This window comes from Desulfosporosinus burensis, from assembly GCF_054657535.1.
The window spans coordinates 227,819-254,599 of record NZ_BAAHYN010000010.1; the positions used below are offsets into that span (position 1 = coordinate 227,819).

At 42.9% G+C, this 26,781-nt stretch carries 26 protein-coding genes and 2 pseudogenes; 4 read left to right on the top strand and 24 right to left on the bottom strand.

The window, feature by feature from the left end:
- Positions 1-80: 80 nt before the first annotated feature.
- The 4 genes from ACYQ3Q_RS18640 to ACYQ3Q_RS18655 form a co-directional block, all read right to left on the bottom strand.
- Entirely contained in the window at positions 81-1,910 is a 1,830-nt protein-coding gene (locus ACYQ3Q_RS18640; RefSeq protein WP_459930019.1) for an L-lactate permease, read from the bottom strand.
- Positions 1,911-2,157: 247 nt separating this feature from the next.
- Positions 2,158-2,919, bottom strand: a complete 762-nt coding sequence (locus ACYQ3Q_RS18645) for a LytR/AlgR family response regulator transcription factor (RefSeq protein WP_459930020.1) — start codon at positions 2,917-2,919, stop codon at positions 2,158-2,160.
- Positions 2,919-4,616: a LytS/YhcK type 5TM receptor domain-containing protein gene (locus tag ACYQ3Q_RS18650; protein ID WP_459930021.1), complete on the bottom strand. Its 1,698-nt coding sequence runs from the start codon at positions 4,614-4,616 to the stop codon at positions 2,919-2,921. Before ACYQ3Q_RS18650 ends, ACYQ3Q_RS18645 begins: the two co-directional genes overlap by 1 nt.
- A 199-nt stretch (positions 4,617-4,815) precedes the next feature.
- Positions 4,816-5,280 (bottom strand): hypothetical protein, encoded by a 465-nt coding sequence (locus tag ACYQ3Q_RS18655; protein ID WP_459930022.1) that lies wholly within the window; start codon positions 5,278-5,280, stop codon positions 4,816-4,818.
- 179 nt (positions 5,281-5,459) lie between these two features.
- Between ACYQ3Q_RS18655 and ACYQ3Q_RS18660 the strand changes: the two genes are divergently transcribed.
- Positions 5,460-5,972: a hypothetical protein gene (locus ACYQ3Q_RS18660; protein ID WP_459930023.1), complete on the top strand. Its 513-nt coding sequence runs from the start codon at positions 5,460-5,462 to the stop codon at positions 5,970-5,972.
- An 11-nt stretch (positions 5,973-5,983) separates the two neighbouring features.
- On the opposite strand, the gene ACYQ3Q_RS18665 is transcribed toward ACYQ3Q_RS18660, so the two are convergent.
- The 7 genes from ACYQ3Q_RS18665 to ACYQ3Q_RS18695 all read right to left on the bottom strand — a co-directional run bounded on the left by ACYQ3Q_RS18665 (position 5,984) and on the right by ACYQ3Q_RS18695 (position 11,610).
- Complete coding sequence (locus ACYQ3Q_RS18665) at positions 5,984-6,787, bottom strand: pseudouridine synthase (protein WP_459930024.1); 804 nt, start codon at positions 6,785-6,787, stop codon at positions 5,984-5,986.
- A gap of 38 nt (positions 6,788-6,825) precedes the next feature.
- The gene (locus ACYQ3Q_RS18670; protein WP_459930025.1) at positions 6,826-8,214 is read right to left on the bottom strand and encodes an ArnT family glycosyltransferase; all 1,389 of its coding nucleotides are present in this window, start codon (positions 8,212-8,214) and stop codon (positions 6,826-6,828) included.
- Positions 8,199-9,002 carry a glycosyltransferase family 2 protein gene (locus ACYQ3Q_RS18675; RefSeq protein WP_459930026.1) on the bottom strand — a complete coding sequence of 268 codons (804 nt, stop codon included), beginning with the start codon at positions 9,000-9,002 and terminating at the stop codon, positions 8,199-8,201. Before ACYQ3Q_RS18675 ends, ACYQ3Q_RS18670 begins: the two co-directional genes overlap by 16 nt.
- Before the next feature lie 49 nt (positions 9,003-9,051).
- Positions 9,052-9,591 (bottom strand): spore maturation protein, encoded by a 540-nt coding sequence (locus tag ACYQ3Q_RS18680; RefSeq protein ID WP_459930027.1) that lies wholly within the window; start codon positions 9,589-9,591, stop codon positions 9,052-9,054.
- On the bottom strand, positions 9,588-10,175 hold the full coding sequence (locus tag ACYQ3Q_RS18685; RefSeq protein WP_459930028.1) for a nucleoside recognition domain-containing protein: 588 nt from the start codon (positions 10,173-10,175) through the stop codon (positions 9,588-9,590). Before ACYQ3Q_RS18685 ends, ACYQ3Q_RS18680 begins: the two co-directional genes overlap by 4 nt.
- Positions 10,176-10,526: 351 nt before the next feature.
- A complete protein-coding gene (ytfJ, locus tag ACYQ3Q_RS18690) occupies positions 10,527-10,961 on the bottom strand; it encodes a GerW family sporulation protein (protein WP_459930029.1) in 435 nt (144 codons plus the stop codon).
- Between the two features lie 4 nt (positions 10,962-10,965).
- Complete coding sequence (locus tag ACYQ3Q_RS18695) at positions 10,966-11,610, bottom strand: DUF2953 domain-containing protein (protein WP_459930030.1); 645 nt, start codon at positions 11,608-11,610, stop codon at positions 10,966-10,968.
- A 215-nt stretch (positions 11,611-11,825) separates the two neighbouring features.
- Here ACYQ3Q_RS18695 and ACYQ3Q_RS18700 point away from each other — a divergent pair, with 215 nt between their 5' ends.
- Entirely contained in the window at positions 11,826-11,954 is a 129-nt protein-coding gene (locus tag ACYQ3Q_RS18700; RefSeq protein ID WP_459930031.1) for a hypothetical protein, read from the top strand.
- Positions 11,955-12,031: 77 nt separating this feature from the next.
- On the opposite strand, the gene ACYQ3Q_RS18705 is transcribed toward ACYQ3Q_RS18700, so the two are convergent.
- The 12 genes from ACYQ3Q_RS18705 to ACYQ3Q_RS18760 form a co-directional block, all read right to left on the bottom strand.
- Positions 12,032-13,999, bottom strand: coding sequence for a bifunctional metallophosphatase/5'-nucleotidase (locus ACYQ3Q_RS18705; protein WP_459930032.1), 1,968 nt, complete (start codon positions 13,997-13,999; stop codon positions 12,032-12,034).
- Positions 14,000-14,035: 36 nt separating this feature from the next.
- A complete protein-coding gene (locus ACYQ3Q_RS18710; protein WP_459930033.1) occupies positions 14,036-14,647 on the bottom strand; it encodes a DNA-3-methyladenine glycosylase family protein in 612 nt (203 codons plus the stop codon).
- A gap of 20 nt (positions 14,648-14,667) precedes the next feature.
- Positions 14,668-15,216 (bottom strand): SMC-Scp complex subunit ScpB, encoded by a 549-nt coding sequence (gene scpB, locus ACYQ3Q_RS18715; RefSeq protein ID WP_459930034.1) that lies wholly within the window; start codon positions 15,214-15,216, stop codon positions 14,668-14,670.
- Between the two features lie 5 nt (positions 15,217-15,221).
- Positions 15,222-15,989, bottom strand: a complete 768-nt coding sequence (locus ACYQ3Q_RS18720) for a segregation and condensation protein A (RefSeq protein ID WP_459930035.1) — start codon at positions 15,987-15,989, stop codon at positions 15,222-15,224.
- A gap of 4 nt (positions 15,990-15,993) precedes the next feature.
- The gene (trpS, locus tag ACYQ3Q_RS18725) at positions 15,994-16,968 is read right to left on the bottom strand and encodes a tryptophan--tRNA ligase (RefSeq protein ID WP_459930036.1); all 975 of its coding nucleotides are present in this window, start codon (positions 16,966-16,968) and stop codon (positions 15,994-15,996) included.
- 123 nt (positions 16,969-17,091) lie between these two features.
- Entirely contained in the window at positions 17,092-17,694 is a 603-nt protein-coding gene (locus tag ACYQ3Q_RS18730) for a site-2 protease family protein (RefSeq protein WP_459930051.1), read from the bottom strand.
- A gap of 63 nt (positions 17,695-17,757) precedes the next feature.
- Positions 17,758-20,307 (bottom strand): CBS domain-containing protein, encoded by a 2,550-nt coding sequence (locus ACYQ3Q_RS18735; protein WP_459930037.1) that lies wholly within the window; start codon positions 20,305-20,307, stop codon positions 17,758-17,760.
- A 169-nt stretch (positions 20,308-20,476) separates the two neighbouring features.
- Positions 20,477-21,436: a toast rack family protein gene (locus ACYQ3Q_RS18740; RefSeq protein WP_459930038.1), complete on the bottom strand. Its 960-nt coding sequence runs from the start codon at positions 21,434-21,436 to the stop codon at positions 20,477-20,479.
- Entirely contained in the window at positions 21,433-21,888 is a 456-nt protein-coding gene (locus tag ACYQ3Q_RS18745; RefSeq protein ID WP_459930039.1) for a PspC domain-containing protein, read from the bottom strand. The genes ACYQ3Q_RS18740 and ACYQ3Q_RS18745 overlap by 4 nt, the downstream gene beginning before the upstream one ends.
- Positions 21,889-22,077: 189 nt before the next feature.
- On the bottom strand, positions 22,078-22,419 hold the full coding sequence (locus ACYQ3Q_RS18750; RefSeq protein ID WP_459930040.1) for a hypothetical protein: 342 nt from the start codon (positions 22,417-22,419) through the stop codon (positions 22,078-22,080).
- A gap of 192 nt (positions 22,420-22,611) precedes the next feature.
- Positions 22,612-23,709: an LCP family protein gene (locus tag ACYQ3Q_RS18755; protein ID WP_459930041.1), complete on the bottom strand. Its 1,098-nt coding sequence runs from the start codon at positions 23,707-23,709 to the stop codon at positions 22,612-22,614.
- Positions 23,710-24,521: 812 nt separating this feature from the next.
- Complete coding sequence (locus ACYQ3Q_RS18760; protein WP_459930042.1) at positions 24,522-24,728, bottom strand: hypothetical protein; 207 nt, start codon at positions 24,726-24,728, stop codon at positions 24,522-24,524.
- 6 nt (positions 24,729-24,734) lie between these two features.
- On the opposite strand from ACYQ3Q_RS18760, the pseudogene ACYQ3Q_RS18765 reads away from it, so the two are divergent.
- Together ACYQ3Q_RS18765 and ACYQ3Q_RS18770 are read left to right on the top strand one after the other, a co-directional pair.
- A pseudogene (locus tag ACYQ3Q_RS18765) lies at positions 24,735-25,367 on the top strand (sigma 54-interacting transcriptional regulator); the annotation flags it as partial.
- Between the two features lie 107 nt (positions 25,368-25,474).
- Positions 25,475-25,786 (top strand): annotated as a pseudogene (locus ACYQ3Q_RS18770) (succinate dehydrogenase/fumarate reductase transmembrane subunit); the annotation flags it as partial.
- On the opposite strand, the gene ACYQ3Q_RS18775 reads toward ACYQ3Q_RS18770, so the two are convergent.
- A partial coding sequence (locus tag ACYQ3Q_RS18775) for a methylaspartate mutase subunit E (protein ID WP_459930043.1) occupies positions 25,776-26,781 on the bottom strand: 1,006 nt, incomplete at its 5' end. The pseudogene ACYQ3Q_RS18770 and the gene ACYQ3Q_RS18775 sit on opposite strands and share 11 nt — an antisense overlap.

Consider the following 26,781-nt stretch of genomic DNA (forward strand, 5'->3'; position numbering starts at 1 on the left):
CTCATGCCAGAGTCTGGAAAGGCTCCTCGATTTTACACTTGTGAATTTGAGGAGCCTTTCCGAATAGATAACAGATTTTATTATTTTTTCGTACCTAGTACCATTCCTAGGACATAAGATCCACCAAGCAGCCCTGCTAATATAGCTAGAAGCTGTGTACCACTCAGTTTATAGGCAACTATCGCTGCCGCTGCTCCTCCACCCCAATTAGCAGGAGGAACCATCCATTTGAACACATACGCTTGCAGCATGACGAGTACTCCGACGAGTGCCGCTAATGTGATACTATGCCAAAACACTGTACGGAAGATCGGTCCAACTGCAAGGCTACCTTCTTTCCTATCTTCGTAACAAGCAGCGGTTGCGACAACGATACTTTGTGCATCAATCATTTTACCCATGACGCCGCCCGTGCTGTTAGAAGCTGCAATCAAGATAGGATCGAGTCCTAACTGCTCAGCAGTAATTTTCTGCATGTTTCCAAACAATACGTTGGAAGAAGTGTCACTACCAGTCAAGAATACTCCCAACCAACCCAACATAGCCGCGAAGAACGGATACATAAAGCCAGTTTTGGTGAACGCGAGACCCAGGATAGCATCTAGACCAGCAAATTTAGTGGTAAAGCCCATACCCATAACCAGTCCGATCGTGAGCAGTGGGGTTTTCATTCTCTTTGCGGTACGCACTACTGATTCCATCCACTGATCGGCCGTAATTCTTAAGAATATACCGGTCAATAATGCAGCGATGAAGATACCAGTTCCAGCGGCTGAAATCAAGTTCAAAGTGTATAATGCCGCCTCAGGGCTATCTTTAGGTACGACAGGCGCAGTCTTAATAACCACGTTATGCAAGAAAGGTACTTGGAGAGGGTAAGTGAAGAACTTGTTTATTAAGAGTTTAACTTGCGGAAGTCCCCAAAGGAATACAAACGTTGTTAGGAATGCCCAAGGTATCCAAGCCACCAAAACATCTTTTTTAGTATGCTTGACACCAGCTTTCACAGGGGCTTCACCAGCCAAACGATAGGTTGTTTTAGGCTGCCAGACTTTAAGGAAGATAATTACCGCACCCATCGAGACTATACCACCAAGAATATCGACCAACATTGGACCGATAAAGTTAGAAACATAGAACTGAGTGATAGCGAAACTGATACCTGCTACAAGCAGAGCAGGCAAAACTTCCATTGTATCTTTTACAACAGTTTTCATGCTTTTCTTATCCATATAAATCATGGTAGCAATGGTCCAGATAGGAATTATTAAAGAAAAGAACGGCAGTTGGCGTCCAGCCATAGCACTCAGCGCAAATTCATTAAGGCCAGTGACTTTCGCAAGAGTGATAACCGGAGTACCGATGGCACCATAGGCGACTGGAGCAGTATTGGCAATCAAGCAAAGTACTGCAGCAGTAAAGGGTTTAAATCCTAAACCTACCATTAATGCACCAGCAATTGCAACTGGAGTACCGAAACCAGCGGCACCTTCAATAAACGCACCGAAGGAGAAAGCAATAAGAATAGCCTGAATTCGTCTGTCAGCAGATAGATTACTCACGCTGTCCTTAACAACTTCAAATTGTCCGCTAACAAGAGTAATCGTATAGAGGAACATAGCCGCGACAACAATCCAACCAATTGGAAAAAGACCGTAAGCGACTCCGTTAACAAATGCCATTGATGCTGAAGCCAAAGGCATCTTTAAAATGAATACTGCGATAAGGATAGCTAGAAAACCAGAAATAAGTGCGGCCGGAGGAGGTTCAATTCCTCTGTGTTTATTTCCATTTTTATCAGTCCTGGGGTGGAACGCAAGTAAATATAATAATGCAACAATAGGGATTGCAGCCACAAGAGTAGACAAAACTGGACTGCCTAGTGGGTTATAATTTTGAAAAAACTGCATAATCCAACTCCCTTTCAATATTCAGCTTTCATTTAGTTGGTATAATTCAATGACTTTCTAATTTTCAGACATAGCCGACTATTATTTCCTCCTTTCAACGAATTAGCTTTAGCATAATACAATCTGTAGCAATTCTCTAGAATGTCTACATGAAACATAAATTATCTGACATGAGATTACTGATTGATGTAATCTATTACATTATTGAATATTTGGCAAAAGAAAAAGTGTTCTCGAAAGAGAACACTCAGACATCCAACCGATCTTTAAGTCCTTTAATATAAGTTCGACTCACCGGTATTTCAGGCGAATTCTCTGCATCAATGATAATCTTATAAGTCGAGTTAAACCAAGGAATCACTTCTTTGATACGATCAAGGTTAGCGATGTAAGCTCGGTGAGTTTGTAAAAACTGAGCTGGATCCAGTCTCTCTTGGATTTCATACAAACTGAAAGTGGTGGGCCACATTCTTTGTGCTGTGACCAAACTGGCGTAGCGACCCTCAGCGACCACATAAAGCAACTCCTGTGGGTCAATCAGGACGACGCGTCCTTTACTGGTTGCCGCAAGTTTGCGTGGCAGTTGTTTAACCCCTATCTCCTGAATAAGTCGTGTTATTTTCAACGACAATTCAAGGTCATTTGGCTGCAAACGTTGCTGTATCCGATCAATCGTAACCTTTAAACGTTCCTTAGAAAAGGGTTTAAGAATATAATCCACGGCATTGAGTTCAAAGGCGCGTATGGCGTGAACATCGTAAGCGGTGGCAAAAACGACGGATGCATGAACATTCAACTGTTGAAGAGCACGAAAAACATCTAGTCCATCCATGTCCTGCAGATGGACATCCATAAAAATGACCGCCGGTTGTAAGCTGGGAATATTCTCAATGGCTTCAGCTCCACTTGAAAACTCACCGACGATTCTTACTTTAGAATTTTGCTCTAACAAAAATCGAAGTTCTTCACGTGCTGGTTGTTCATCATCCACTATCACTATTTTGATCATTAAGTCACCCCCCTAAGTACACTTCCGGAAGTTGGTACTCGAAACGAAATAATAGTTCCCTCACCAAGAGTGCTTTCAATCAGAAGTCCCTGTCCGTAGAGTCTTAATAAACGTCGATGTACGTTCTTAAGACCTATACCGATCTCATCACGTTCATCTTGATCCCCTTCAATAATGTCGCGCAACTTAAAATTAGATATACCAATTCCGTCATCTTGAACTACTACATCTAAGTTATCCCCCTCTATGTGAGTATGAATTGTGACTGTACCTCCGTTTTCCTTGGGTAAAAGCCCGTGTCTTACTGCATTCTCTACCAGCGGTTGCAGTATGAGCGGTGGTAGTAAAACACCTGCTGTCCCTGCACCAATGTCCAGATTGACCTTCAACTTGTCTCTAAATCGAGCCTCTTCGATAGCCAGATAGGCTTGTACGTGTTCACATTCTTCCCGCACGGAATGGAAAACAACCCCTTGACGCATGTTGTGACGTAAAAATTCACCCAAAAAAATAAGAACTTCACGAGCTTTTTCGGGTTGCATCCGAATCAAGCTCACGATGGTATTAAGGGTATTGAATAAAAAATGTGGTTGAATCTGAGCTTGAAGTGCACGGATTTCGGCTGCAACATTCAACTCTTTTTGATGTTCGAGATCAGCTAGTTCGAGTTGAGTGGAGAAAAGCTTCCCTAAGCCTTCCGCTAAGGTTACGTCCATAACCGATTTGCCACGCTGATCACGATAAAGTATTAAAACACCGATAGTCTTCTCTCCTGGACATAAGGGTACGACAATTGCCGAGCGCAGAGGACAATTTGGATACAGGCAATCTATCTCCTTTTCAGATATTGCTTGAAAAGGTTTTCCAGTTTGTAATACTTTATGGGTTGCCTCTGTCAAAATTGGTTGTCCACTAAAATGGTGATCCGCTCCTAAACCGACAAATGCGATAATTTGTTCCGTATCCGTTAATGCCACTCCCGCCACATTGGACATTCTTTGAATGATTTCGGCTGCTTTCTGAGCACTTTCCAAATTAAGACCCTTCCTGAAATATGGCAATGTCTTATCGGCAATTTGTAGCACTTTCTGAGCTTGAATGGCTGCAATCTGCTCCTCTTCAATATAAACTGTCTTGTAAATGTATAGAAAAATGCCCACTCCAATACCATTACTTACCAGCATTGGCGTGGCAATGATCATAACAAGGTTCCATGCTTCAACGAAAGGACGAGCCAGCATAAGAATAATGACCATTTCCATAATTTGTGCAATTACCCCAAGCCCGATGCCAACCTTCCAATCGCAGGCTTTTTCCCGTGCCAGCCAATAAACGAGTCCTCCTAATAAGCCCTGCATTATAGGGGATACTGCACAAGCCAAACCGGTAAATCCTCCATAAAAGATATAAAAGTGTAATCCTGTAATAGCGCCAACCCCTAACCCTACCATAGGTCCGCCGAGCAAGCCTGCACTTACTGTTCCAATAGCGCTCGTATTAGCCAAAGCCCCATTAATTGAGACCCCTGAATAGGTTCCTGCCATGGATAATATGCCAAAAATCAGAATCAAAGTCAACTTCTCACGTTGGGTTATTTGGGAACTCAAATATCGACGAAAGACTTGACTCTTCGTCATCAGTAACGCTATGGTGGCAATAACACTGAGCCTTTCAGCCAATTCCATTAGTAATTCCATAGATTCATCCTCTTTTCACCTAGCCAAGTTGCTGAAATATAGTGTAGTTACTGGTGATAAGGCACACAAATGCACAGAATAAACAGGCTCAACACCTCTTTGAGCTTCTTCTAGTAATATCTATGATTAATATCTATGATTAATATCTATGATTAATATCTATGATTTCAACTAATGATATGCAGGCCATATATGACAATTAACGTGAATACTTATGTTCTAATATTTTCATCTCTTGCTGAAATGATTGACTTAACCGAAAGAGCAGGCGTTCCATATCCAAGCGGTGAAGTGAAACTGTTTCAGGACTAAGAAACTCAATCTTGCGAAACTCAGGTTTAATCAGGATTGGAAGCAAATCGTCGAGGTTCTCGATCCGAAGTGTCAAGATAATCGGGGCATAAGCAACCTCTTGGGAGCGTCTCCCCTCACTCTCTGTCACAGCATAGATATCTAGACTCAAATCGATATCTTCAATAAAGATACCTTGCAGTGGAACATTGCGAAGTAAAGCAACCTGTTGTTCCCTGATCGATTCAGCCATGAGCTCTTTACTCTTGCCTCCAAAGAAAAATCGTCCACTTTTTGATTCTCCGCGATAATCTACCCGAATCCGTACGCGAACGTGTTCTGTTAGAAGCTCATTTCCAATCCGTATCTTCATTCTCGGCTCTCCCCGTTTCTTAATTAACTCATTCTTTCAGCTATAACAATCATTTTTCGCAATTATGTAGTTAAAATTATTCTCCAAAGGTTTATATTTCTCCTGCAAGCCTTGCTTTAGGGTTAGAATTTTGGACATACTAAGAAAAATCCAAAGGTAGATTTTTAGGGGGGTACAAAATGCTCAAAACCGCCATTGCAATTTTTAAAGGACCTCAACAGACTAAAGAGGCTATTGAAGAAATTCAAGGGGAATCCTTAGCTAACAGTAAAATATCCGTTATAGTTCGAAGCGAATATATTCACCAAGGTGAGTTTCGCGAAGAAATTGCTAATGAATTGGCTTATTACCCCAGTGAAATCAACTTGGACAAATTTAACGCCTGGTTAGTTCAAGCTCCGCCCTTTGTAGTTGCTGACCTTGGCGAAGTTGTCGTCGCTGGACCGCTGGCGAGTCAACTAATGCACCAACCTCAGAGTCGCGGGCTGAACGAAGCTCTATTTAGCTATGGTCTTTCTGAGGTTAGAGCTAGACATTATGAACATGAAGTTCGCACAGGGCACTGGTTAGTTTTGATCCAGACCAGCCATGAAAAGATTAATTCCGTGGCCAATGCCTTGCGTTCCTTTGGTGGAAGAGACATAGAAATCTGGAACAAAGAAATCGAGCACCCTATATACCCTTTTGGTTAACTATCTTATCTTCAAAGTCCCACCTTAGAACGCAATTGCTTGACTTCTTCTTCAGTAAGAGCTCGGTAAGAACCTGGGCGGAGAGTAAGGTTTTGGATTAATTTCAATGGCCCGAATCGAATTCGTTCAAGTTTGACGACTAAATATCCAACAGCCTCAAACATTCGTCTGATTTGACGATTTCGCCCCTCATGAATTGTCACTTCCAAGACTTCCAGAGGATCGTTCTTTGATCCTCCTTTCGTCCGCTGGGAAAGACCGCTTACGCGCTGAACTTGGGCGGGAGCGGTTTTTCCATCTTCTAAAAGTACCCCCTGCTGCAAAGTTTCAAGAGCATGAATGCCCACCGGACCTTGGACCCAAACTCGGTAGGTCTTCTCGATTCCATACGAGGGATGCATTAAACGATGGGCTAAATCTCCATCGTTTGTAAGTACCAATAATCCAGAAGTATCATAATCCAACCTGCCTACCGGATAAACCCGAACCGGAACATCTTTTAATAAATCGACCACAGTCGGTCGCCCTCTTGGGTCGCTGGCACTGGTAATCACGCTGACTGGTTTATTCAGTAAATAATAGTACAAAGCCTCGGTTCGTTTAACCAGACGTCCATCCACTTCGATCTGATCTCGAACTCCGACTTTGGTCCCTAAAGCTGTCACCTTATCTCCATTAACCGTCACACGACCGTCAAGGATCAGTTTCTCGGCATGTCGTCGTGAAGCAACTCCAGCCTGGGCGAGTACTTTTTGCAAACGTTCTCCGCACCCTACGTCTAATTCCATAATCTCACCTTCCATTAACTTTCTCATTTGTCTACTTAAGCACAACTCAATGCCACAAGAATTCTCTATTTGGCTTTCAAATCATAAATTCCCGGACCGATTTCCGGATAACTTCCTTGGACCTGTTCCCAAAATTGATCTTTTTGCTCACTTTTAGGCAGTCGAACAAGATAATCTGCTGCGAATTTTTGCAGTAGTTGAGCAGCTATTTCCTGATCTTTTACAGTGGTTAAACGAAACCCTACCCGGTTCGCATAATAAAACGTCATTGGGGGCGAGTCGCTTAACACTAATATACTGGATTCAGGCGTATTTTCTTTAATCCATCGTGCCTGAATTAGATAGTCTGAACTCCACTGATACTTTGGCGTTAAATAGGTATAAGCATCTAAGTTGAGCAAGGCTATAAGCACAATCACTAGTAACGCTCCTCGAATATCTTTTATTCCATCGAGGGCATAGGCGCTTAGCAAGGCTATCAGCGGCAGAATCGGCACTAAATAATAATCCAAGGGAATCCGCACACAAACGACTCCAACGTAAAGAACACTCACTCCCACCCAAGTCAAAAGGACTATTCGTACTGGAGACGGAAAAAATAAAAGTCGAAGTACGCCTATACCTGCAAGGATAAGCATACTAAGAGTTAGTCCTTGCTCCACGTTTTTTTCTAATAACTTCCAGTCTAAATTGGGATTGGCCATGTTTCCAGTCATTATTCCAGAAACAAATTGACTTGAAGGCGGTGAGTAATAATGTACCCACAAATAGTATACCATAGGTAGAATGAGCACAATCACACTATAACGAATAAGCTGTCCTACGGCCTTCGATCTGAGAGGCCAAAAACCCAATAGCAAGGCTACCGGAAACAACATCAACTGCGGAAGCTTAGCAAGTATTGCACCAGCCATCAATAGACCTACTTTCCAACTTCCGCGCTCCGCTTGGGATTTCCTCCACTTGCAGAGTATAGCCAACGCCCAAACACTCCAAGCTTGAGCCATTGGTTCAGGCATGACAACTCGACCATAATAGATCGATAAGGGCATTAAGGTATAAATAGCAGCTGCAAAAAGCCCTGCCCGGTCTGTAAACATCTGTCTCCCCAAATAATAAATTCCGCCGATCGTAAGCAACGATAGCATAACTGACCATAACCGTCCCCAAAGATCTGCCCAACCGAAGATGGTCCAGGTCCAAGCCAAAAGGTAGGGTAAAAATGGAAACTCTAATTCTACTCTTTGAGGGGTTATTCCATCATAACTAAGAAGGGGAATAAAGACATTCGGTAGATCGGTTAAGCGTCCGAGCATATGGCTGGCCATGCTCGCCGTATCGGCTTGTCGCCAAGCCTGATTGTCTAATAATGGGTTAGTAATTCCTCGCAGCCTAAGTCCTAAGGCCACAAGAACTATTAAAAACAACCACCATTGTCTTATTCCTCGGCCCATTCTACTGTTCTCCACTTATTACGTTTTAGTTGATATATCAGTTGGACATATCCCCAAATTGTTGGCATTATTTTCAGTTTACTGGCACCTTTTTTGAGCTCATAATGAAGTTTTAAAGGAATTTCAGTGACGCACTCTGCAAAGGGTGCAACTTTGAGAAGCAATTCAACCATCCCTGAAAAATTGCGACTTTTAATAATTTCCGGACCATATTGTCGAGTCCCTTCAGCCAATAAGGCAAGACGATAAGCTCTGTAGCCACAAGAATAATCCCGTACTCCTTTGATAGGGGCAAAATAATGCATTACTCTACCAGCTCCCCAAGATAATCCCCTCCGCCCTAAAGAAAGCCCATTTTGTTCCCCACCTGAAACGTATCGAGAGGCAATCACGAGGTCAGCCCCAGCGCAAATGGCTTCATAAAGCAGGGGAATACACTCTGCGGGTTGAGTATTATCTGCATCCATTGTAATGACCATATCCGGAGCGTTCTGATTCTTGTCAAGCTGATCATCTAATGGGTCACCAGAAAACCTGTTGAAATTCAAGACATATTGGAAACCGCTGTTTAAGGCAGCTCCTAGACCTTGATTTTGAGAGTGATTCACGTTGTGAATATTTCGATGGATTTGAGCAAAGCTCCGGACAACATCTGAAGTATGATCAGTACTCCCATCGTTGACGATCACGATCTGATGGGGGATGGGTGCGCAGGTCTGTTCAATGTCCTCGAGTAAAGCTGGTAGCGCTTGATCTTCATTATAAGCTGGTAAAACAATATAAAGCATACAACAATGTCCCCCTTTCGGTTCATCGTTAGTATGCACAAAGAACGGTTCAATAAAACGCCTTGTTGACGATCCATACAGAAGCTATTAAACCGATGGCATCCGCTATTAAACCTAATTTGAGAGCGTATCGATACTTTTTAATGCCTACAGAACCAAAATAGACCGTTAATACAAAGAATGTCGTATCCGTACTCCCTTGGAGGGTTGATGCTAAGCGGCCAATATAGGAATCTGGTCCATGTTGATTAATCAGCTGTGTTGCTACCCCTAAAGCGCCTGATCCACTGAGGGGGCGCATAATAGCTAGAGGAATGATGTCAGCAAAATTTGAATCTAAACCCAAAAACATAAAGACTGGCTGTAGCCAGCGGGCCACTATTTCCAATGCCCCTGAGTCTATGAAAACTCTAATGGATACCAACATGCCAATCAAAAAGGGGAGGATTTTGACTCCTGTTTTAAATCCATCCTCCGCTCCTGCTACGAAGGATTCGTAGACGGGAACCTTGCGCAGGTAAGCCAGCACAGGGATGAGTAATAAAAGTATAGGGATAGCCCAGCGTGAAATCTCAGCAATAACGTTCATCGTTTTCTCCTACTTCTCCTACGAATAAAATAATCTACCAGGATGGCGACCGTCATTGCGCATCCTGTCGCGACTATTGTCGTTCCAATTATCTCGGTTGGATTAACGGAATTCGCCTTAAGACGCACACCAATGATCGTAGCTGGGATAAGCGTTATACAAGAGGTATTTAAGGCTAGGAACGTAATCATAGCTGGGCTGGCCACGTCTGGTGTTGAGTTTTCTTTTTGAAGTTCTTGCATAGCCTTCAAGCCAAAAGGGGTTGCAGCATTACCCAAGCCTAGCACATTAGCACTTAAATTCATGATAATGGCTCCCAGTGCAGGACTATTCGGCTTTAGGGAAGGAAATAAAAGACGAACTAAAGGACCAAATACTCGGGCAATTCCTCTGACAAAACCTGCTTCCTCAGCTAAACGCAGGAGCCCTAACCACAAGCTCATCACGCCAATCAGTTCAATAGCAACCTCTACCCCAAGTTCGGCTGCTTTCATGGCAGAGGCAGTAACAGTTTCGATATGTCCATTGTACGCTGAGACAATAATCCCAATCGCCAACATTAAAAGCCAGATGAGATTAACCATGTCCCACTCCCCTGCCTAAAATGTATATAGAAAACTTGGCTTGCGCCAAGCCTTGGCGCCGGCGGAAATCTTAGTTGCACTGATAACATATGCGCTGGCCATGACTCGAACAGGACGTTCGAGGTTAGAGCGCCGCCATGGATGGCTGGGCGCCGTGATGGCCGAGTGTCTCTGTAGCCATGGATGGTGAGAAGAGACCATCGCCATCCATGGCTAGATGCCGTGATGGCGAAAAGGGACCTCCAGAAAGTATGTAACATAAGTTATACTTTATGATAAGTATGAAAAAGCCAAACAAAAAAGAACGTAATCCGTTCTTTTTGTTTGGCCTAAATCTAGACTATAATGCCATTAGTCACGGGCGATAATGATATCTTCCGAAACTTTCTTTTTCTTGTGAAACATACCAGTAATTCGATCTAACAAATCAGGAACTGTATCAATCAAACGGTCTACTACCACATTACTATCAACTGGAAGAAGCCGAATATTCCCATTTCCTACGACCAAAAAAGCAACTGGTTGTACAGACACTCCTGCACCAGCGCCGCCTCCGAAAGGAAGTGGGGGTGCTTGTCCTCCAGTATGAGCATGCTCTTTGCTATCCTCTTGTGAGGCAAATTCGCTCCCGCCTGCTGCAAAACCACACGACACCCGTGAAATCGGAATAATCATGGATCCATCATGGGTTTCTACCGCTTCTCCAACAATCGTGTTGACATCAACAATCTGTTGGATACTCTCCATGGCTGTTTTCATTAATGATTCGATTGGATGATTTCCCATGCGTCTACCCCCTTATACCCCACTTAAATGTTCTCAGTATATTTATTCCAATAAAAATAATATGACCGATTTTCAAATGGAATATGCATTGAATATCACAAAAGAAACCCTCTTTCTTAAACTGAGGAACAACGACTAACTCTGGACAAGCTACCTCGACCGTCACTTGTCGATAAAGGCGTGAAAGAGCAAATCCAATCATGGTCCAAAACGTCCCGGCAGCAATTGCAGTGTGACGAGCATCCTCATAGCCAATTTCGATTCGCCAATTGATGGCCTTACAATGGATCCCTCGGTAAAATTCACTCCTCAACCGAGATAAATAGTTTAATAACCGAGGTATTTTGGGCCAAAGCCGTAATAACAGACCTCGGCGGAAATAGCGAAATCGCGCTTTACGGCTAGCCTGACGTGTTCCCCCTTTTGCCTCTGCCACCTGTTCGTATTTAAGCTGGGGACCCTTCTCCCATTCTAATTGAAGGGTTGGAATTTGATATTGAATGTGCCATAAACCATAAAAGGCTCGCAAATGGATATCGATATCATCTTTCTCTTCAATCCGTCGATATCGAAAATCAACTTCAGCTTTCATGGCTAAACTAAGTAGTATTAGAATAGTCACAGCAAGCAAGAATGCTAAAATCCGCACCAAAACCCCTCCGTACTCCATACCCTCGTCAAAGTGACTGTCCCTAAATAGGTATGATGTACGGTTTGAAGAAAAATTATGCACTCAACAAGCTGAAATAGCCAAAACCTGAACTTAGGAAGGTATTCCCAGTTAAATTATAGTATTTTAACCCTTAGCCTAACAGAAACTATACTGTCGTGACCTAAATTTTCGTTATGGAGGTGGGCTTTAGTATGAATATGAGAATAGGAAAGGTCGACCCTGGAACATTTAGCTTTCTTGAACCCGGTTGGTTTATTTTTCACGCACTCGCTATTACGGGGATGATCATGGTTGGTATGGCAATAGAACGAAGAGACTGATTTAACGCCTATTGTAAAAAGAAAGTATCTAACCTTCAGTTATACTTTCTGACTTGAATGACCAGGGAGAAGGGTTGCTACAAAGCTGCCCCCTTCTCCTTTTTTTGTTCTCGACGTTTTGCCCGAGTTAAAAGCTTCACCATGACTAAAGCAATTCCTGCGATCATAAGTATGCCCACAGCAACGGCAGCAAAGGCAAACCGATTGGGATTCTTAATTAAGGAACTGAGGTTCTTATTATCCTCTACGATCTTCCTTTGCTGGGTCTCTTGGTAATATTCAGGAACCCGAGCAACTCCGTTCACTTTGTCAAATGACTTTAGATATTCGGCAAGCGCAAACCATTCCTTAAGTTCGTTATTTCGCCCACTGATTTTATCTGTAATTACATGTGCTTCATAGTCAGTAATTGGAGTGCCAACCTTGGTTTTTGGTACAATTGATAATAGTCCCAGTGATTTATCTCCCACGACAGATAACATCTGGGCTGAGTATAAACCGACCACAACACGATAGAGTTCCTGATCCTTTATCTCTTGCAGGAGACCATCAGATTTTTGCAAGATGGAATCGGTTACTTTATTTAAAATTAATCGATTTGGGTTAAATGTGAAATTTAAACCCGACATATAGAGCTGGGCATCTTCCATGATCGGTGCAATAGATGCATCCACCTCACAGGCTGTCTTCAATTCTTTACCGGTAAGATAGACAGAAATCAACGGATAGCCCGAAATAAGATCTGGACCAATACCCAAAGAACTGGCAGAGAAAGCATCTGCTACCGTGATATTCCCTTTGACAAAGGAGGAGCGAATCGTACCAACAGGTACAATGGCCACTGCAACTGGTTCGTAATCTACTCCCTCAGCTTTTTTTACCGCATATATATAAGCATCGCTAATCAAGTTGCCTAGTGTATCCTCAGCGTGTTGCTTGCCAATTTCTGGTGTTGGGACAAAATCAAAGGTCGAAGTTGCCAGAACTTCGTCAAACTCCATTCCGAAATGATCAAGGTACTTTTCTTGCACAATACTCTTGAAATAATCAATTTTCAGGGAGATATCTGGATCAGGCTTAAAGGTATGATCTATTTGTTTAAGCTTATAATCGTTCAAGTTCCAATTGTTCTCAGTCTTCTGTATAAGATCTATCATTCCTAAGCTTTCGCCATACTTTCCAGCTGAGCCTATGATTGTTTCCCCTACGACTATGGGTTCCGTGAGCTTTGTATGTGTATGACCACTGATGATAATATTAAGCTCAGGGACTTTCTGGGCGAGTAGTTCATCTTCAGATTTCGTAGGATCTGGCGATGTACCTAAATGGGAAAGGCAGATTATAAGATCTACTTTTTCCGTTTGCTTTAGTATCTTGACAACGCGCTTGGCATTTTCAACAGCATCAGTGAACTCGACTTCCGCCATCGGTGCTTTAGAAGCTGCATCCTTACCCAATAAGCCAAAAACACCAATTTTTAGCCCGCTACGGTCTAGGACAGTATAATCTTTAACCCCATAATCAAGCATTGATTGCTGCAGATTACTTAAAGAATCGGATAAATTGCCCGTTTTATCACTTGGATAGGTGAGATTAGAGACCACAAGTTGTGGTATTTTGTCCCCACTTTTCTTGGCAGCACTTAAACTATCTGCCAAACCTGTAGCCCTAAAATCAAATTCGTGGTTTCCTAAAGTTACTACATCATACCCCATCTGACCCATGATTCTGAGTTCAGGTGCATCACTAGCATAAATCGACTGAAAGAGTGTCCCCATGGAAAAATCCCCTGAATCGATCAAGATTAAATTGGGGTTGCGTAGCTTTTCTTGATTAATGGCGCTTTGCAGTTGGGCATATCCTCCGAATTTAGAAACGGTGCCTTTTTGATTAATGTCAAACGGAAGGAAATGATCGTGCAGATCATTCGTAAATAGAATGGTCAGCGTCTTTCCATTTTTCTCTGCGGAAGTGGCAGGATCACTCAGACCCACTATCCATATAATGGTCATAAATACGCATAATAGTTTAAAATGCGTTTTCATAACTAACCCCCCCAACTAACCATCATGTTCCGCTATTTATTCTCTCCTTAATATCACCGAAAGCTCCCATAGATACAAGGAGGCAATCGAGCCATAGGGAGAATACCTTTTTCTATACCGCTCAAATTTTTCCTTCGGGAGCTCTTTGAGACCGTATAAATTCATCATTCCTCTACAGATTGCTAAATCCTTGTAGCTAACCACATCGGGACGACTGAGTGAAAAGATAAGTAGCATTTCAGCGGTCCAAACACCCACACCATGGAGTGAGGAGAGCTTTTTTATGATTTCATTATCGCTCAGAGTATGAAGTTGATTAAAATTTACCTCCGATAGCGCAGCATGAGCAATGCCCTTGATATATCCAGCCTTTCTCTCAGACATGCCACAGCCTTTTATTTCCAAAAGGTCCGCCTGGGTAATACTTTCCGGTGTAATGGTTTCCAGCAGCGCATAAAGTCTGTTCCAGACAGTTTCAGCGGCCTTTTTTGATATCTGTTGACTGACAACGCTTGAAACAAGTGCCGTAAACGGATCAGGCGTAATCTCACGCTGAATAATGCCTATCTTATCAATAGCCGCACCAAGCTTTTTATCTCGGCGTTTCAAGTACTCAATTTCCTGGTGTCCATATTTAAAAAACGGCATAGCTATTATTCCCCCCAGTTCTACTCTAAAACGCTTGCCACCTCTTCTTGAGTAAGAGCCACAACTTCTAAGTTTGGCAGATCCTTGAGTGAACGCAAGCCAAAATGGAGAAGAAACTGTTCAGTCGTTCCATAGAGAATAGGGCGCCCCGGACCGTCCTTACGGCCGATTTCCTTGACTAATCCCTTTTCCACCAACGTTGTCAAGGCCCGATCAGATTGAACTCCTCTGATAAAATCGACTTCTCCTCGCGTCACAGGTTGCTTATAGGCGATTATCGAGAGGACTTCTAAGGCAGCATTGGAGAGCACTTGAACAGGTTGTTTATACAGAAGCTCAATATAACGGGCTAATTCGGGCTTAGTGCCCAATTTGTATCCACCATTAATTTCTAAGATAGTTAACCCACAGGAGTCTAGAAGATAACGGTCACGAAGCTCAAATATAAGCTCTTCAACCTTCGCTTGGTCTAATTCAAGAATCTCCCCTAGGAGTTCAGAGGTGAGCGGATTCTTGGCAACAAATAATAGGGCTTCTAAGGCCGCCGTTTCCGGCTCTCGAAACAGCATTCTATCTACTCCTCTTCCGTGAATTCCCATGCTTTTGCCGTCGGAAACATCATAATATCACTGAGCTGGGATGGTTGTTCAGCTCGAATTTTTCCTGACTTTAAGAGTTCTAGCAAGGCCAGAAAAGAGACCACCATTTCCATGCGTGATCCTATTCGCATGAGCTGGTAAAAGCGTATTCCTTTCGGATGTAGTAGAACACGCCGTAAAACATCCGCAAGCACTCTCTCGATCGCGATCTCATCCGGTTTTACATGTCGGATTTCTTCCCCTTTTTCCGCACGTTCGATCACTCTACAAAACGCTTGCCAAAGGTTATCGAACACAATCCCTTTGAGTGGATCCTCAGGTGGCACTTCCGAGAGTAAGTCCTCGACATTAACCTCACGAAAATAGGATCGTCCTGAGGATGTATCTAGCCTTTCAAATAGTTGAGCCGCCTGCTTGAACGTCCGATAGGCTAATAAGCGTTCAACCAATTCCTGGCGAAGATCTTCCTCTTCGACCTCAGTCTGGGCAATTTTCGGAGGTTTTGGCAAGAGCTCTCTTGATTTAATATAAAGCAATTGTGCTGCAAGCACTAGAAATTCAGTCGTGACTTCCATGTCCATAGACCCTAACTGGCGTATCGCTTCCACAAACTGATCGGCAATTCGCGCAATCGGTATATCGTAGATGTCCACTTTTTCTTGTTGTATAAGCGTCAATAGTAAATCCAGAGGACCCTGATAAGCTGGAAGTTTGACCTGGGTCACTGTTTTGTCACTTTCCATTCACTTATAGTCCCATGACACAGCGGACTTCTTTCATGGTCTCCGAGGTAGTAGCTCGGGCACGCTCTGCCCCTTCTTCGAGAACCTTCTCCACCCTACCAGGTTCTTCCCAATAAGTACGCCTCTCTCTAAACGGACTGATTAATTTCTCCAGATTCCCTGCCAGATGCCGTTTACAAGCGACACAGCCTACTTTTCCTGCTCGACAATTCTCTTCTACTTCTGCAACTTCCGGTGTGTAGATTTGATGGAACTTATGGACAATACAGACTTCTGGATGCCCTGGGTCATCTTTACGGAGCCGAGCTGGATCAGTGACCATTTGTTGAACGCGAGTCTTGATCTCCTCAGCAGAAGCTGTAAGGGAAATCGCATTATGATAACTTTTGCTCATTTTTCGCCCATCAACGCCCGGTAAAAGAGGTACTTTACCCACCAACCCTTGTGGCTCAGGAAATACCATTCCGAATAAGTGATTGAAACGGCGAGCAACTTCTCGGCAAAGCTCAATATGCGGAAGTTGATCTTCTCCGACTGGTACTACGTTTGCCTTATAGACTAAAATATCAGCTGCCTGTAAGAGGGGGTATCCTAAAAACCCATACGTGCCTAAATCTTTCCCCTGCAGACTTAATTGTTGGATTTGATCTTTATAGGTAGGAACACGTTCCAGCCAAGATAATGGAGTAAACATAGAAAAAAGCAGATGAAGCTCCGCATGCTCTTTGACTGCCGATTGGATAAAGACAGCACTTTTCTGAGGATCAATCCCTACACTTAGCCAATCTAAGGCAATCTCCCGCCGAAGACTTGGAAAGTTTAAGCGATCCTCATACCCTGTTGTCAAAGCATGCAAATCCACAATGGAAAAATAGCATTCATAGTCCGCTTGTAAAGCTACCCAGTTTTGAATAACACTCAAGTGCCCTATATGCAGTGCCCCAGTGGGCCTCATACCACTTAAAATTCTCCCTTTCACACTAACACTCCTTTTGTAATCTAAATCTCGCTATACTTAATTATTGACTAATTTATCAGATAGCTAACCAGCACTAAGCGATAGAGTCAAAATTCAACCTGCAGTAAGTTACCTATAACCACTCTACCCAATAAAGGGGGTCAGTATTAAAACAACGATTTTCCGAAAGGCGTAATATAAGCCTATCACCGCGGGAGAAAGTACCTTACTTAAAATATCCGTAAAGAGAAGTACTATCAATATTATCATACCATACTGCTCTATCACTTGTAATCGAGGCGCGAAGCTTCTAGGTAATAATCCCCCGAGAACCGTGAAGCCATCAAGCGGAGGAATCGGAAGGAGGTTAAATATTCCTAAGCCTAGATTCATAAGCACTATCGAATAAAACATTAGCTCAATGATGCTACTCCACGCAGATGCTTCAATCCAACTCATAGTCAGAAACCAAAAAAACATTGCTACAAACGCTATGATCAAGTTTGTTACAGGTCCCGCCAAGGAAACCAACATTAAACCCCTCTGTTTATCTCCTCTAAAATATTGAGGGTTGGTCATGACTGGCTTAGCCCAGCCAAAACGAAATAAAAGAGCCATAATCGTTCCAAAAAGATCTAAATGTACAAATGGATTTAAGGTTAAGCGTCCTTGGCTGCGGGGAGTTGGGTCACCTAAACGGTCAGCTGCCCAGGCATGAGCATATTCATGAAAGGCAAAACCGATCATTAAGGCGGGTATATTGGCGATAATGGCTGTTAAATTAAAATCAGGCAAATGCTTCTCCTCCTTCTAACGCTGGGCATAGACCCATTGTCGAGCTATCTCCTGCTCTTCTTCCGAAGTGCTAATTTGACCCTCCAGCCAGGCCATGCGCACTCGATCCAGAATATGTCCGATCTCTGGGCCTTGCTTAACACCCATTTGGATTAGGGCTTTGCCATTTAGGGACATGTTTATTCTTTGGCCAGCCTCAAGGCATTCCGCTATTTGCTGCTTATAACGTTCATCCCTCGCTAAGGCGATGACAACCTCCTTCGGGGCTTTGTTAAGCACTCTGTCCAGCTCGCTTAAAGTCAAAGAATCCAGCAAAGTATCGCGCAGATTAATCAAGGCAATTGTTTCATCCCTTAGGGATCTATTTAAATTTACTCGCTCCAGGACTTTCTCTATACTTGCATTGTCCATATTAGAAATAGCCATCAACCAACGCAGCTTCAGAGACCATTGAGCACTATCCTCTAGGTCCTCTAAGCTAAAGTTCCAGTTAAACTCCTCTCTGAACCAGGCCTTAAATAAGCCGCACTTGATCAAGGTTTGACCCATAGCTAGATAGTTTACTTCGTTAAAGATATGCATAATTTCTTCAGTAAAGCGTTCAATGCTAAGTTTAGCAAGGACTCCAGTATCTATCGCTGTATGAAGCGCTTCGAGTGTTTCTTTAGCCAAATTAAAATGATACCGTTCCGCAAAGCGAATAGCCCTCAGCATCCGCGTAGGATCATCGATAAAACTAATATTATGTAAGTAGCGGATTTTTCCTTGTTGCAAATCTCGTTTGCCACCGTAATAATCTACAAGTTCTCCATAACGCTCTGCATTCAAGCAAATCGCCATGGAGTTAATCGTAAAATCACGTCGGAAAAGATCATCACGCAAACAAGATTCTTCTACTTGGGGAAGCGCTCCGGGAAAGGAATAATGTTCCCATCTCGTACTTGCTACATCGAGATGACTCCCATCGGGAAAAATAATCTGAGCTGTTCCAAATTTTACATGCTGGGTTAGTTTACCCTCTGGCATTCTCCGCATTAAAGCCTGTGCAAATTGGCCGCCGCTCCCTTCCACCACAAAATCCAAGTCTTGTGTCGGAACGGAAAGTAGTAAATCCCGGACAAACCCTCCAACAAGATAAACGGAGCATTGTTCTTCCTGAGCGGTATCTCGGACCGACTCAAGTAGATTTTGGACTTCTTCCGGCAAACCCTTTATCAAATCCAAAATGTCCTGACGCATTGCTGCACTGCGTTCACGACCAAGTTGTGCTTCAATAGGAACCGAACCACCGTGAATGAGACGTAAGACATCAGACCTGGAAACAATGCCGACGAGGTTACCTTCTTCAACTACGGGGAGACGCCCAATGTCATTTCTAACCATGAGACGTTGAACCTCATCCCACGGGGCCTCTACATCTACCGTTTTCACCTTCGTGGTCATAAACCCTTTTACTGGCGCGTGTCGTAGACCGTGTTTAATGGCCTTATCAACATCTCGCCGAGAAATAATCCCTACCAAACTCTTATCCTCTGTGACAGGTACTCCTGTGTGTCCGTAACGCAAGAGAATTTGTTCTACCTCGCCAAGTCGTGTCTCCGGAGAAACAGTTTTTACCGGATAACTCATAATATCTCGAACCATATGGGGCCGATTAGCTCGGCTTTGAATCGCAGAACGCAGTTGTTTAAGGAGGACAGGGATTTCTCCATCCTTAATGGTCGCCGATGCCGCCCTCTCATGGCCGGCACCGCCAAATAATTGGACCAATCCATTGACTGGTAAGCCTCTTCCTCTCGATCGAGCCACGATATAGACTCGATTCTCCATCTTGACTAACAGAAACCAAGTATCAGCGCCTTCAAGTTCCCCAACACGATGAACTAACAAAGCCAGTCCACCGACATAATCTTCTGACTCAGCATACGAAATATAGACCGGTAAGCCATCAAAAAATTCCGTCTGTCCCTGATCCAACAATTGCTGTAATAAGTCTTTTTGTTCCTCGGCAAGTGGCCGTCGTAGGTATTTAGCAATAACCCCCAGATTCGCTCCTTGTCCCAATAAATAAGCCACAGCGTGTACATCACGAACTGTGGTGCTATCAAACAACAAACTTCCTGTATCGTCATAAATTCCGATGGCCATCAAAGTCGCTTCAAAGCTACTCAACGGTAACCCAAGTCCGGCTAATTTTTCAACTAAGAGCGTTGCACAGGCTCCAACCGGTTCAATCACCATTCCCGGTTTGAGCTTTCCCGCATAGGGATGATGATCATAGATTTCCAGCTCAACTCCAGAGGTTTTAGCAACTTTTTCCCCCACCGGTCCCGCACGATGTAGCTCATGAGTGTCCACCAAGATGACCCTGGAAACCTCGTCCATGTTAATATCTTGTGCTTTTCGAAACCGTAATTGATCCCGAGAGAGGGCCAAAAAATCTTGCACGTAGTCATTCGGTTTCCCGTCCATGACTAGGACGCTATTTGGATAAATCTTTTGAGCGGCCACCATCGATGCTAAGGCATCAAAATCGAGTTGGCGATGAGCCAATATGATATCCATTGTTCCATCCTCAAATTCTCTATAATTGTTCTTAAATTATACCATCATCTGCCTGTTTTCATCAACTTCATAGATTTGTAGTGATTTGAAAACTTCAATCACGAATATACGAAAAAGAAGAGCATTTACACTCTCCTTGATCCAATGGCTATCCCTAAGGAACACAGGCCTATTGAAGACTCATTTTTGGTCGTTCTAGTCGAACTGAACCAGCAGCTGTAGAAATTTCTAGATCTATTTTAGTCTTAGCTTCAGAATAGTTCGGACTGAGCCATTTCTTATCTTCTAACAATAATCCTGAGCCCATAAAGTCAGTACTTGTAGCCACACCATTTAAGCGAATCTGTAAACCGACGCTTTCGGGAACCACCAACGTTAGCTTGGAAGCCCCGCTGTCAATCTTCCCGTGAGTAGCAATTCCGGTCTCTCCAAATTGAAGTTCGAAGTTGCTCGCGCCTGTCCCTATTTTTAAATTATCCACCTTAAGCTGACTTAAATCAATCACCCCGTTGATCGCGCCCGCCTTGATATCTAAGTCATAGTGTACCTTGGGCGAAAGATTTAGAGCAATATCACTCAAATTGCGCTCCCCCTTCCCCCCAGATGAAAGGGAAGAGAGTGTCGCTGTAATGGTATCTCCTGATTGCTTAATCTGTACAGCCGAGGCATTAGGTCCTGAATCTGAATCCCGACTAACCCATTTATAGGTCCCAGACATAAGTTTTGCCTCCGCATTTCCCGAATCCAAACCCTTTACGTGAACCTGTGCTCCTCCCAGTTTAAGATTAACCTGCGCTTTCTTGACATCCGAGGGTAATGGGACGTCTATGGTACCCGTTCCATCCGAAACACTATGAAACGTACGATTCCAAGGCATAGTTCCAGGCTTATCACCCACCACCAAAGAGTATCCAACCATGCTCAGAAGGAAAACCAACAAAACAGTGCTGAATGGAATCCGTCGGTTAAAGAACAACCCAATTCCTGCCAAGATAAGGATTAACGGCCATAGATCGACGACATGCACCCATAAATTCCAGGATAATACCCCATAGTTAAGCAGGAAAAAGATTAGCCCTAAGACAATTAGAAGTAGCCCACGACTCAGGGAATCAAAGACTCTTTTCATCTTCGCCCCCCCCTAAAAACGATGGCAAGTCCTAAAATAATAAGAAGTAAAGGCCACATTTTGCTCATATCAAACCAAACCGGAAACCAGCGTTCAAGTAAAAAAAATCCTCCCAGGATCACTAATACTCCACCCGCCATTTTCGAGCGGTTCTCATGATTTTCCTGCTTACCAAAATCCGTAGCAGCCCCTTCGACATCGGAGACTACTTGTTTAACAAAATCCCCAACTTCACGCTTTTGGTCCCCGGAATACCCGAATTGTCCCGCGGGATCAGCTGGTATAATTATCCACGCAACTAGATATGCCGGAAAGCCAACGCCTCCTGCAAACAAAGCTACTAAGGCAATGAGTCGCACTAGGGTGACATCGACACGAAAATAATCGGCTAGCCCTCCACAAACCCCTCCGATCATCTTTTCTCGTACAGAACGGTATACCTTTTCAGTCATGTTCATTTCCCCCTATATCTTACTTGATTTTTTATCTACACTCTTAATACGATTGGAGAGCTTCTTTTGTTTCAGCAGGACAATAATATTCTTAAACTTTTTTAAAAGACTTGTAATTTTTACAATCCTAAACGAAGAAAACCTCAAACCCATAAAGGCTTGAGGTTTTCTTCATATAGATCTCTTAGTTTAGATACTAGTATTAATTTCTTCGGTTGCTTGTTCAATCTCTTCAGCAGACATCCCGTCTTTAGCTAAATTGAACTTGATCGCATCTGCCCAGAATGCACATTTTGCACTCATTTTCCTGAAAGTTTTAGCATTGACTTTGCTTGCTTTGGCTCTGGCATCCGCATTAGATTGAACAATCGTACAAATATAGAGTGCTTTAACACGAGCGTCCTTATCAAGATCGCTAAACGTTTGGTTCAGTTCTGAAATCAGTTGACGGTAATAGTCCGAAAACTCTTCAAAAGGAATTTCAGTTTCCATGTGTAAGTATTCTTTCAAATTTTCAAGTAGCTTATCCAATGTCCACCCTCCAAAAAATTGCCTTCTAAGTCTTAAATCTCATATAGTATACAACTGATTATATAAAATGACAAGATGACAAGTTACTTCGACCCTATTAAACTCTTAAACTATTAAACTCTTAAACTCTTAAACTCTTAAACTCTTAATGAAACCCTGAGAGCTTATCAAAGGCGAGTAAATGCCTAAGATTCATCCATCCTGCTCAAGATCCGTCCCCTCAATATTAAAGAACACAGAAGTAGTCTTCCCCTCTTCCAAAAGACGTTGTACAACCACTTTTGCCTTCTGAGGGTTCACTTGCCAATAACTAATCTCGTTTTCAATCATAAAATTTCCTGGTAAGGTTTGGGATGTAATATCTAGTTTGTCATTACGAAGTAGGAGATTTGCCAGCGACCACAGTTGTCCTACTGAAAGGTCAGTTTCTACGGATTTAGCCATCTGAGAAATCAACGATGGTAGTTTTGGTACAGTTTTCATTTGTAAAAATTCCTTTTCCATGGCTTTTAGGACAGCCTGTTGACGAGTTGCTCTGGTAATATCCCCTAAGGTATCTTGCCGAAACCGTGCATATTGTAAAGCTTGTGCTCCATTTAAACGTTGAGTCCCTTTACGAAGGTTTATGACACCATCTACTTTATCCCCAGTGAGATAATACATGTCTTTATCTACTGTGAGAATTATCCCCCCCAAAATATCAATAATTGTCTTAAATCCTGTAAAGTTTGTAAGCATATACCCATCTATAGTTTGACCAGTTAATCCTTCAACCAAGGCTTCTGTTGTTTTAAGACCTTTCCCTAACCGCGCAGCAGCATTTATTTTCTCCTTTCCATAACCCGGGATCGTAACTTGGGTGTCGCGAGGTATGGAAAGGAGGGCAACTTTACCGTTCAGGGTATTGATACTCGCCATTAGAAGCGTATCGGTGTTGCTCAGAGATTTTTCACCAGTTCTTTGATCCACTCCGACTAAAAGTACCGTAAAATATCTATTATCAAAGCTAGATATGGAGTTTAAAAGTTCTTCATTAGGCTCTTCAATAGGCTCATCTACCATATCATTATTCTCGACACTTGTTTGTTTTGAGGTTTCCACATCCCTATGTTTCAATTCGAAACTATCCGTTACAGGGGTAATGGGTTTGTTTTCTTTCCCTAGAACCTGGCCCACTAAACCAACGCCCATAACCAAACTGACACCTATAAAGAATCCAATAACCAGGCTATTTCTATAGGATTTAAAAATTCGGAAAATCGTATGCACATATCCTTTATTTCCGTACATCCGAATCCACTCCATTCTAAAGCTTTTTCTTTAGCATCAAACATTCCTCCTTGAAATATTCCGACTAACCTAAGAAAATTTCAATAAAAATGTCTCCATCTAATTTGGAGACTAAATGTTTTAGAATACTGAAATTCTGCTCTAGAATGTTATTTTGCACACAGGTTATATCATTATGTAAAATTTTACATATACTGGTGTAAAATTAACTTCTTGCCTCTTTGGCCTAACTTTAGAAGATAATAAGCTTGTTTAAAATAGATTGATATAAGGGGGGGACTATCATTGAACCATGGATATTCCCGCGGAAATTCCCGTGCCTATACTCCTGTATTGAGAAATCCTTGCCTCTTCCACCAAAACACCGTGCATTCCTCCCCAACAACCAATTATGCTGGTAAATATGTTCCAATTCCACTAGAAACCAGCGACTATTGCCATTATTCTTCTTCGCCTTATTCACCTAAATCTCAATACATCGTTCCAGCTCCCTTTAATTATTACCCACAGGCTTATTCCTCCCTTATCACCTTGGCAAGATCTCCGTCATCATTTCAGTTTCCTTTCTCCTCTTATTCAGTGCCAGCCTATTCTTATGCACCGACGGTTTCTTCTAAAGGGTTGGCCCTAATTCTAATTGCAACCCTTATTTTAGTTTCTCTGGATCTAATAATAGTTCGCCCCCAGAAATCGAGGTCCGAGGTTCGAAGCCATGTCTGATTGTTATCCATCACATTGTTAGTGAAAATCTTAAAGGTTAAGCTAAGCTTATTCTCTTTTTTATGCTCCTCGTTGTTCCCTTTGCTGATCAGTTAAACCGATATCGATGCTGGCACCGACTGTAAGAGACCACTTTCCACATCGGTTTCCCACCTTGCCAAACTTATTCCCTCTTGCATAATTTCTACAACCTCACAACGGTTTGCACACCCAGAACACTCAAAGCTTTTTGCTTGAAGTTGTGTCTCAGCAAGTTGTAACCCACGAAAGCCAGTCCGACTTTCTGGTCGATTTACCACTATGTTTTAGATGAAATCGGAGATATGAACCCCTATTTACAGGCCAAACTCCTGCGTGTTTTACAGGAGATGGAATTTGAGCGAGTTGGAGGGACTCAGACCATCAAAGTGGATGTCCGCGTAATTGCAGCTACCAACCGTAATTTGCTGGAAATGGCCAAACAAGGCGATTTTCGCGAAGATCTTTATTACCGGCTCAATGTCTTTGAATTGCGCTTGCCACCACTGCGCAACCACAAAGAAGACATTCCGGCGCATGTTCATTCTCTCATTGTCAAATTTAACCGCAAATTTGGTAAACACGTGATGGGCTTAACAAGCCAAGCAGAAGAACTTTTGATGCAGTATGACTGGCCAGGTAACATCCGGGAACTTCAAAATGTCTTGGAACGCGCCATGGTCACAGTAGAAGAAGAAATAATTAACCATAAATACATGCTCAATCTCGTGGATTCCCAGACAACAATTCAACAAGAACAGGTGATCGGAGAAATTATGCCCATCGAACAAATGGAAAAGCAGATGATCCGCCTTGCCTTGAAGCGTTACGGCGACTCAGTAGATGGAAAGAAGCAAGCCGCAAAGGCCTTAAAGATATCCCTGGCCACGCTATATAATAAACTAAGGACAATGTCTTAGCTGGGAAGATGGAGTCAACAGCATATTCTATTTACTAGAAGGTTTTAACGACTAAATTCTAAAAATTATAAATAGTCTGCTCATTAAAGGTTGAATTAAGGGGAATCATTGCCAGTTTTCAGATCCCTTCTTTTAATGTTTTGATTCGTAGAGTCCATTCTTTATTAGGACTAGTGCCCATTGGCCTATTTTTGACCTTTCACATGTTTCTTAATTTAACCGCCCGTGGTGGGCCAGAGCTGTATGACAAAGTTATTGGTACCATGCGGAGTTTCCCGGGGATTTTTATCATTGAACTTGTTGTCATATTTATTCCGATTGCCATTCACGCCATATATGGAACCTGGGTGGTTTATACTGGACAAAGCAATGTTTTGAGGTATAAGTACGCCAAGAATTGGTTCTATATCATCCAACGAAAAGCCTCCCTTTGCCAATTGAATAAATATCATCAATAACCATCTGAAACGATGGATCCCTACCTTCCATCCTTCCTCGTTCAGCAATGCGCTCTTTGTGAAACTCTATGATTTCCTGGCTAAAGGGTAAATTACCATGATCTAAGAAGCGCACAGCTCCCTGAGAATCACGGGCGGGTAGTATTTTTCCAGCATTATACCGGCTTGGCGCAAAGGGAATATCAATTAAGCCCGCCTGAAATCCCTGTACGACGCCCACAGCAATATCTCCATCCCCTAGTTCTAGTATTTTATCCACAATAGCCCTAGTTTCGACTTTGATACCCTCTTTTTCCTGCTGCAAATCCTCTGAATCAAGCAATGCTTGACCCCGTAACATGTTAAGTACCTGCTTAGTGGCCTTAATACCGGATGCAATACCTTCTTTTGATGGAATACCTAAGGCTTCATAGGGAGTCTTAACTATAACCTTAGTCGCCTTTGCTAGGGCAGCGGCGACAGCACCCCAGGAAATGACCCCAAAAGCCTTACTTTCGTCTTGAGGAAAACCTCCCATCCATTGATGGAAGACACTGGTCAACATAATGCCCTTATAATTAAAACGCGCTAGGTATTCTTCTCCTAATTCAATTAAGCTTCGAACTGCGGCTATATCTTGAATCAGATTACCACATTGCCCGTACCCTAAGGAGATATTTCTTACACCCTGTTCGGCAGCAAGCAAAGCCTCAATAATTGCAACACTATGGGAAATACAGGGAGGGACTAACGTACCTGTTAAAGGGCCAAACGGCTCACGATTAATTCTAACCCCATGATCTTCGTACAAGCCAACTAAGCGGTCTACATACTGCCAGTGGCTTATAGTTTCTTCTAGAGACACGTTCTTAGCGTAAGGAATATTATAAGAAATCCCGCCGCCCTCAAAATCCGTAAACCCACCGGCTAACGTAATTTCGGCCAATAAACGCGCATCAGGAGTGCCATGGCGTACT

What these genes read in the sequence shown, in the direction of transcription:
- ACYQ3Q_RS18655 (WP_459930022.1), bottom strand. Translation starts at nt 5,280, where the DNA reads ATGAAGATACGGATTGGAAATGAGCTTCTAACAGAACACGTTCGCGTA.
- ytfJ (WP_459930029.1), bottom strand. Translation starts at nt 10,961, where the DNA reads ATGGGAAATCATCCAATCGAATCATTAATGAAAACAGCCATGGAGAGT.
- ACYQ3Q_RS18700 (WP_459930031.1), top strand. Translation starts at nt 11,826, where the DNA reads ATGAATATGAGAATAGGAAAGGTCGACCCTGGAACATTTAGCTTTCTT.
- ACYQ3Q_RS18675 (WP_459930026.1), bottom strand. Translation starts at nt 9,002, where the DNA reads ATGCTTTATATTGTTTTACCAGCTTATAATGAAGATCAAGCGCTACCA.
- ACYQ3Q_RS18745 (WP_459930039.1), bottom strand. Translation starts at nt 21,888, where the DNA reads ATGACTGAAAAGGTATACCGTTCTGTACGAGAAAAGATGATCGGAGGG.
- ACYQ3Q_RS18665 (WP_459930024.1), bottom strand. Translation starts at nt 6,787, where the DNA reads ATGAGAAAGTTAATGGAAGGTGAGATTATGGAATTAGACGTAGGGTGC.
- ACYQ3Q_RS18710 (WP_459930033.1), bottom strand. Translation starts at nt 14,647, where the DNA reads ATGCCGTTTTTTAAATATGGACACCAGGAAATTGAGTACTTGAAACGC.
- ACYQ3Q_RS18685 (WP_459930028.1), bottom strand. Translation starts at nt 10,175, where the DNA reads ATGGTTAATCTCATCTGGCTTTTAATGTTGGCGATTGGGATTATTGTC.
- ACYQ3Q_RS18670 (WP_459930025.1), bottom strand. Translation starts at nt 8,214, where the DNA reads ATGGGCCGAGGAATAAGACAATGGTGGTTGTTTTTAATAGTTCTTGTG.
- ACYQ3Q_RS18705 (WP_459930032.1), bottom strand. Translation starts at nt 13,999, where the DNA reads ATGAAAACGCATTTTAAACTATTATGCGTATTTATGACCATTATATGG.
- ACYQ3Q_RS18735 (WP_459930037.1), bottom strand. Translation starts at nt 20,307, where the DNA reads ATGGATATCATATTGGCTCATCGCCAACTCGATTTTGATGCCTTAGCA.
- ACYQ3Q_RS18640 (WP_459930019.1), bottom strand. Translation starts at nt 1,910, where the DNA reads ATGCAGTTTTTTCAAAATTATAACCCACTAGGCAGTCCAGTTTTGTCT.
- ACYQ3Q_RS18650 (WP_459930021.1), bottom strand. Translation starts at nt 4,616, where the DNA reads ATGGAATTACTAATGGAATTGGCTGAAAGGCTCAGTGTTATTGCCACC.
- ACYQ3Q_RS18660 (WP_459930023.1), top strand. Translation starts at nt 5,460, where the DNA reads ATGCTCAAAACCGCCATTGCAATTTTTAAAGGACCTCAACAGACTAAA.
- ACYQ3Q_RS18645 (WP_459930020.1), bottom strand. Translation starts at nt 2,919, where the DNA reads ATGATCAAAATAGTGATAGTGGATGATGAACAACCAGCACGTGAAGAA.
- ACYQ3Q_RS18730 (WP_459930051.1), bottom strand. Translation starts at nt 17,694, where the DNA reads ATGATCGGTTTTGCCTTTCATGAATATGCTCATGCCTGGGCAGCTGAC.
- ACYQ3Q_RS18720 (WP_459930035.1), bottom strand. Translation starts at nt 15,989, where the DNA reads ATGGAAAGTGACAAAACAGTGACCCAGGTCAAACTTCCAGCTTATCAG.
- ACYQ3Q_RS18680 (WP_459930027.1), bottom strand. Translation starts at nt 9,591, where the DNA reads ATGAACGTTATTGCTGAGATTTCACGCTGGGCTATCCCTATACTTTTA.
- ACYQ3Q_RS18740 (WP_459930038.1), bottom strand. Translation starts at nt 21,436, where the DNA reads ATGAAAAGAGTCTTTGATTCCCTGAGTCGTGGGCTACTTCTAATTGTC.
- scpB (WP_459930034.1), bottom strand. Translation starts at nt 15,216, where the DNA reads ATGCTGTTTCGAGAGCCGGAAACGGCGGCCTTAGAAGCCCTATTATTT.
- ACYQ3Q_RS18755 (WP_459930041.1), bottom strand. Translation starts at nt 23,709, where the DNA reads ATGTACGGAAATAAAGGATATGTGCATACGATTTTCCGAATTTTTAAA.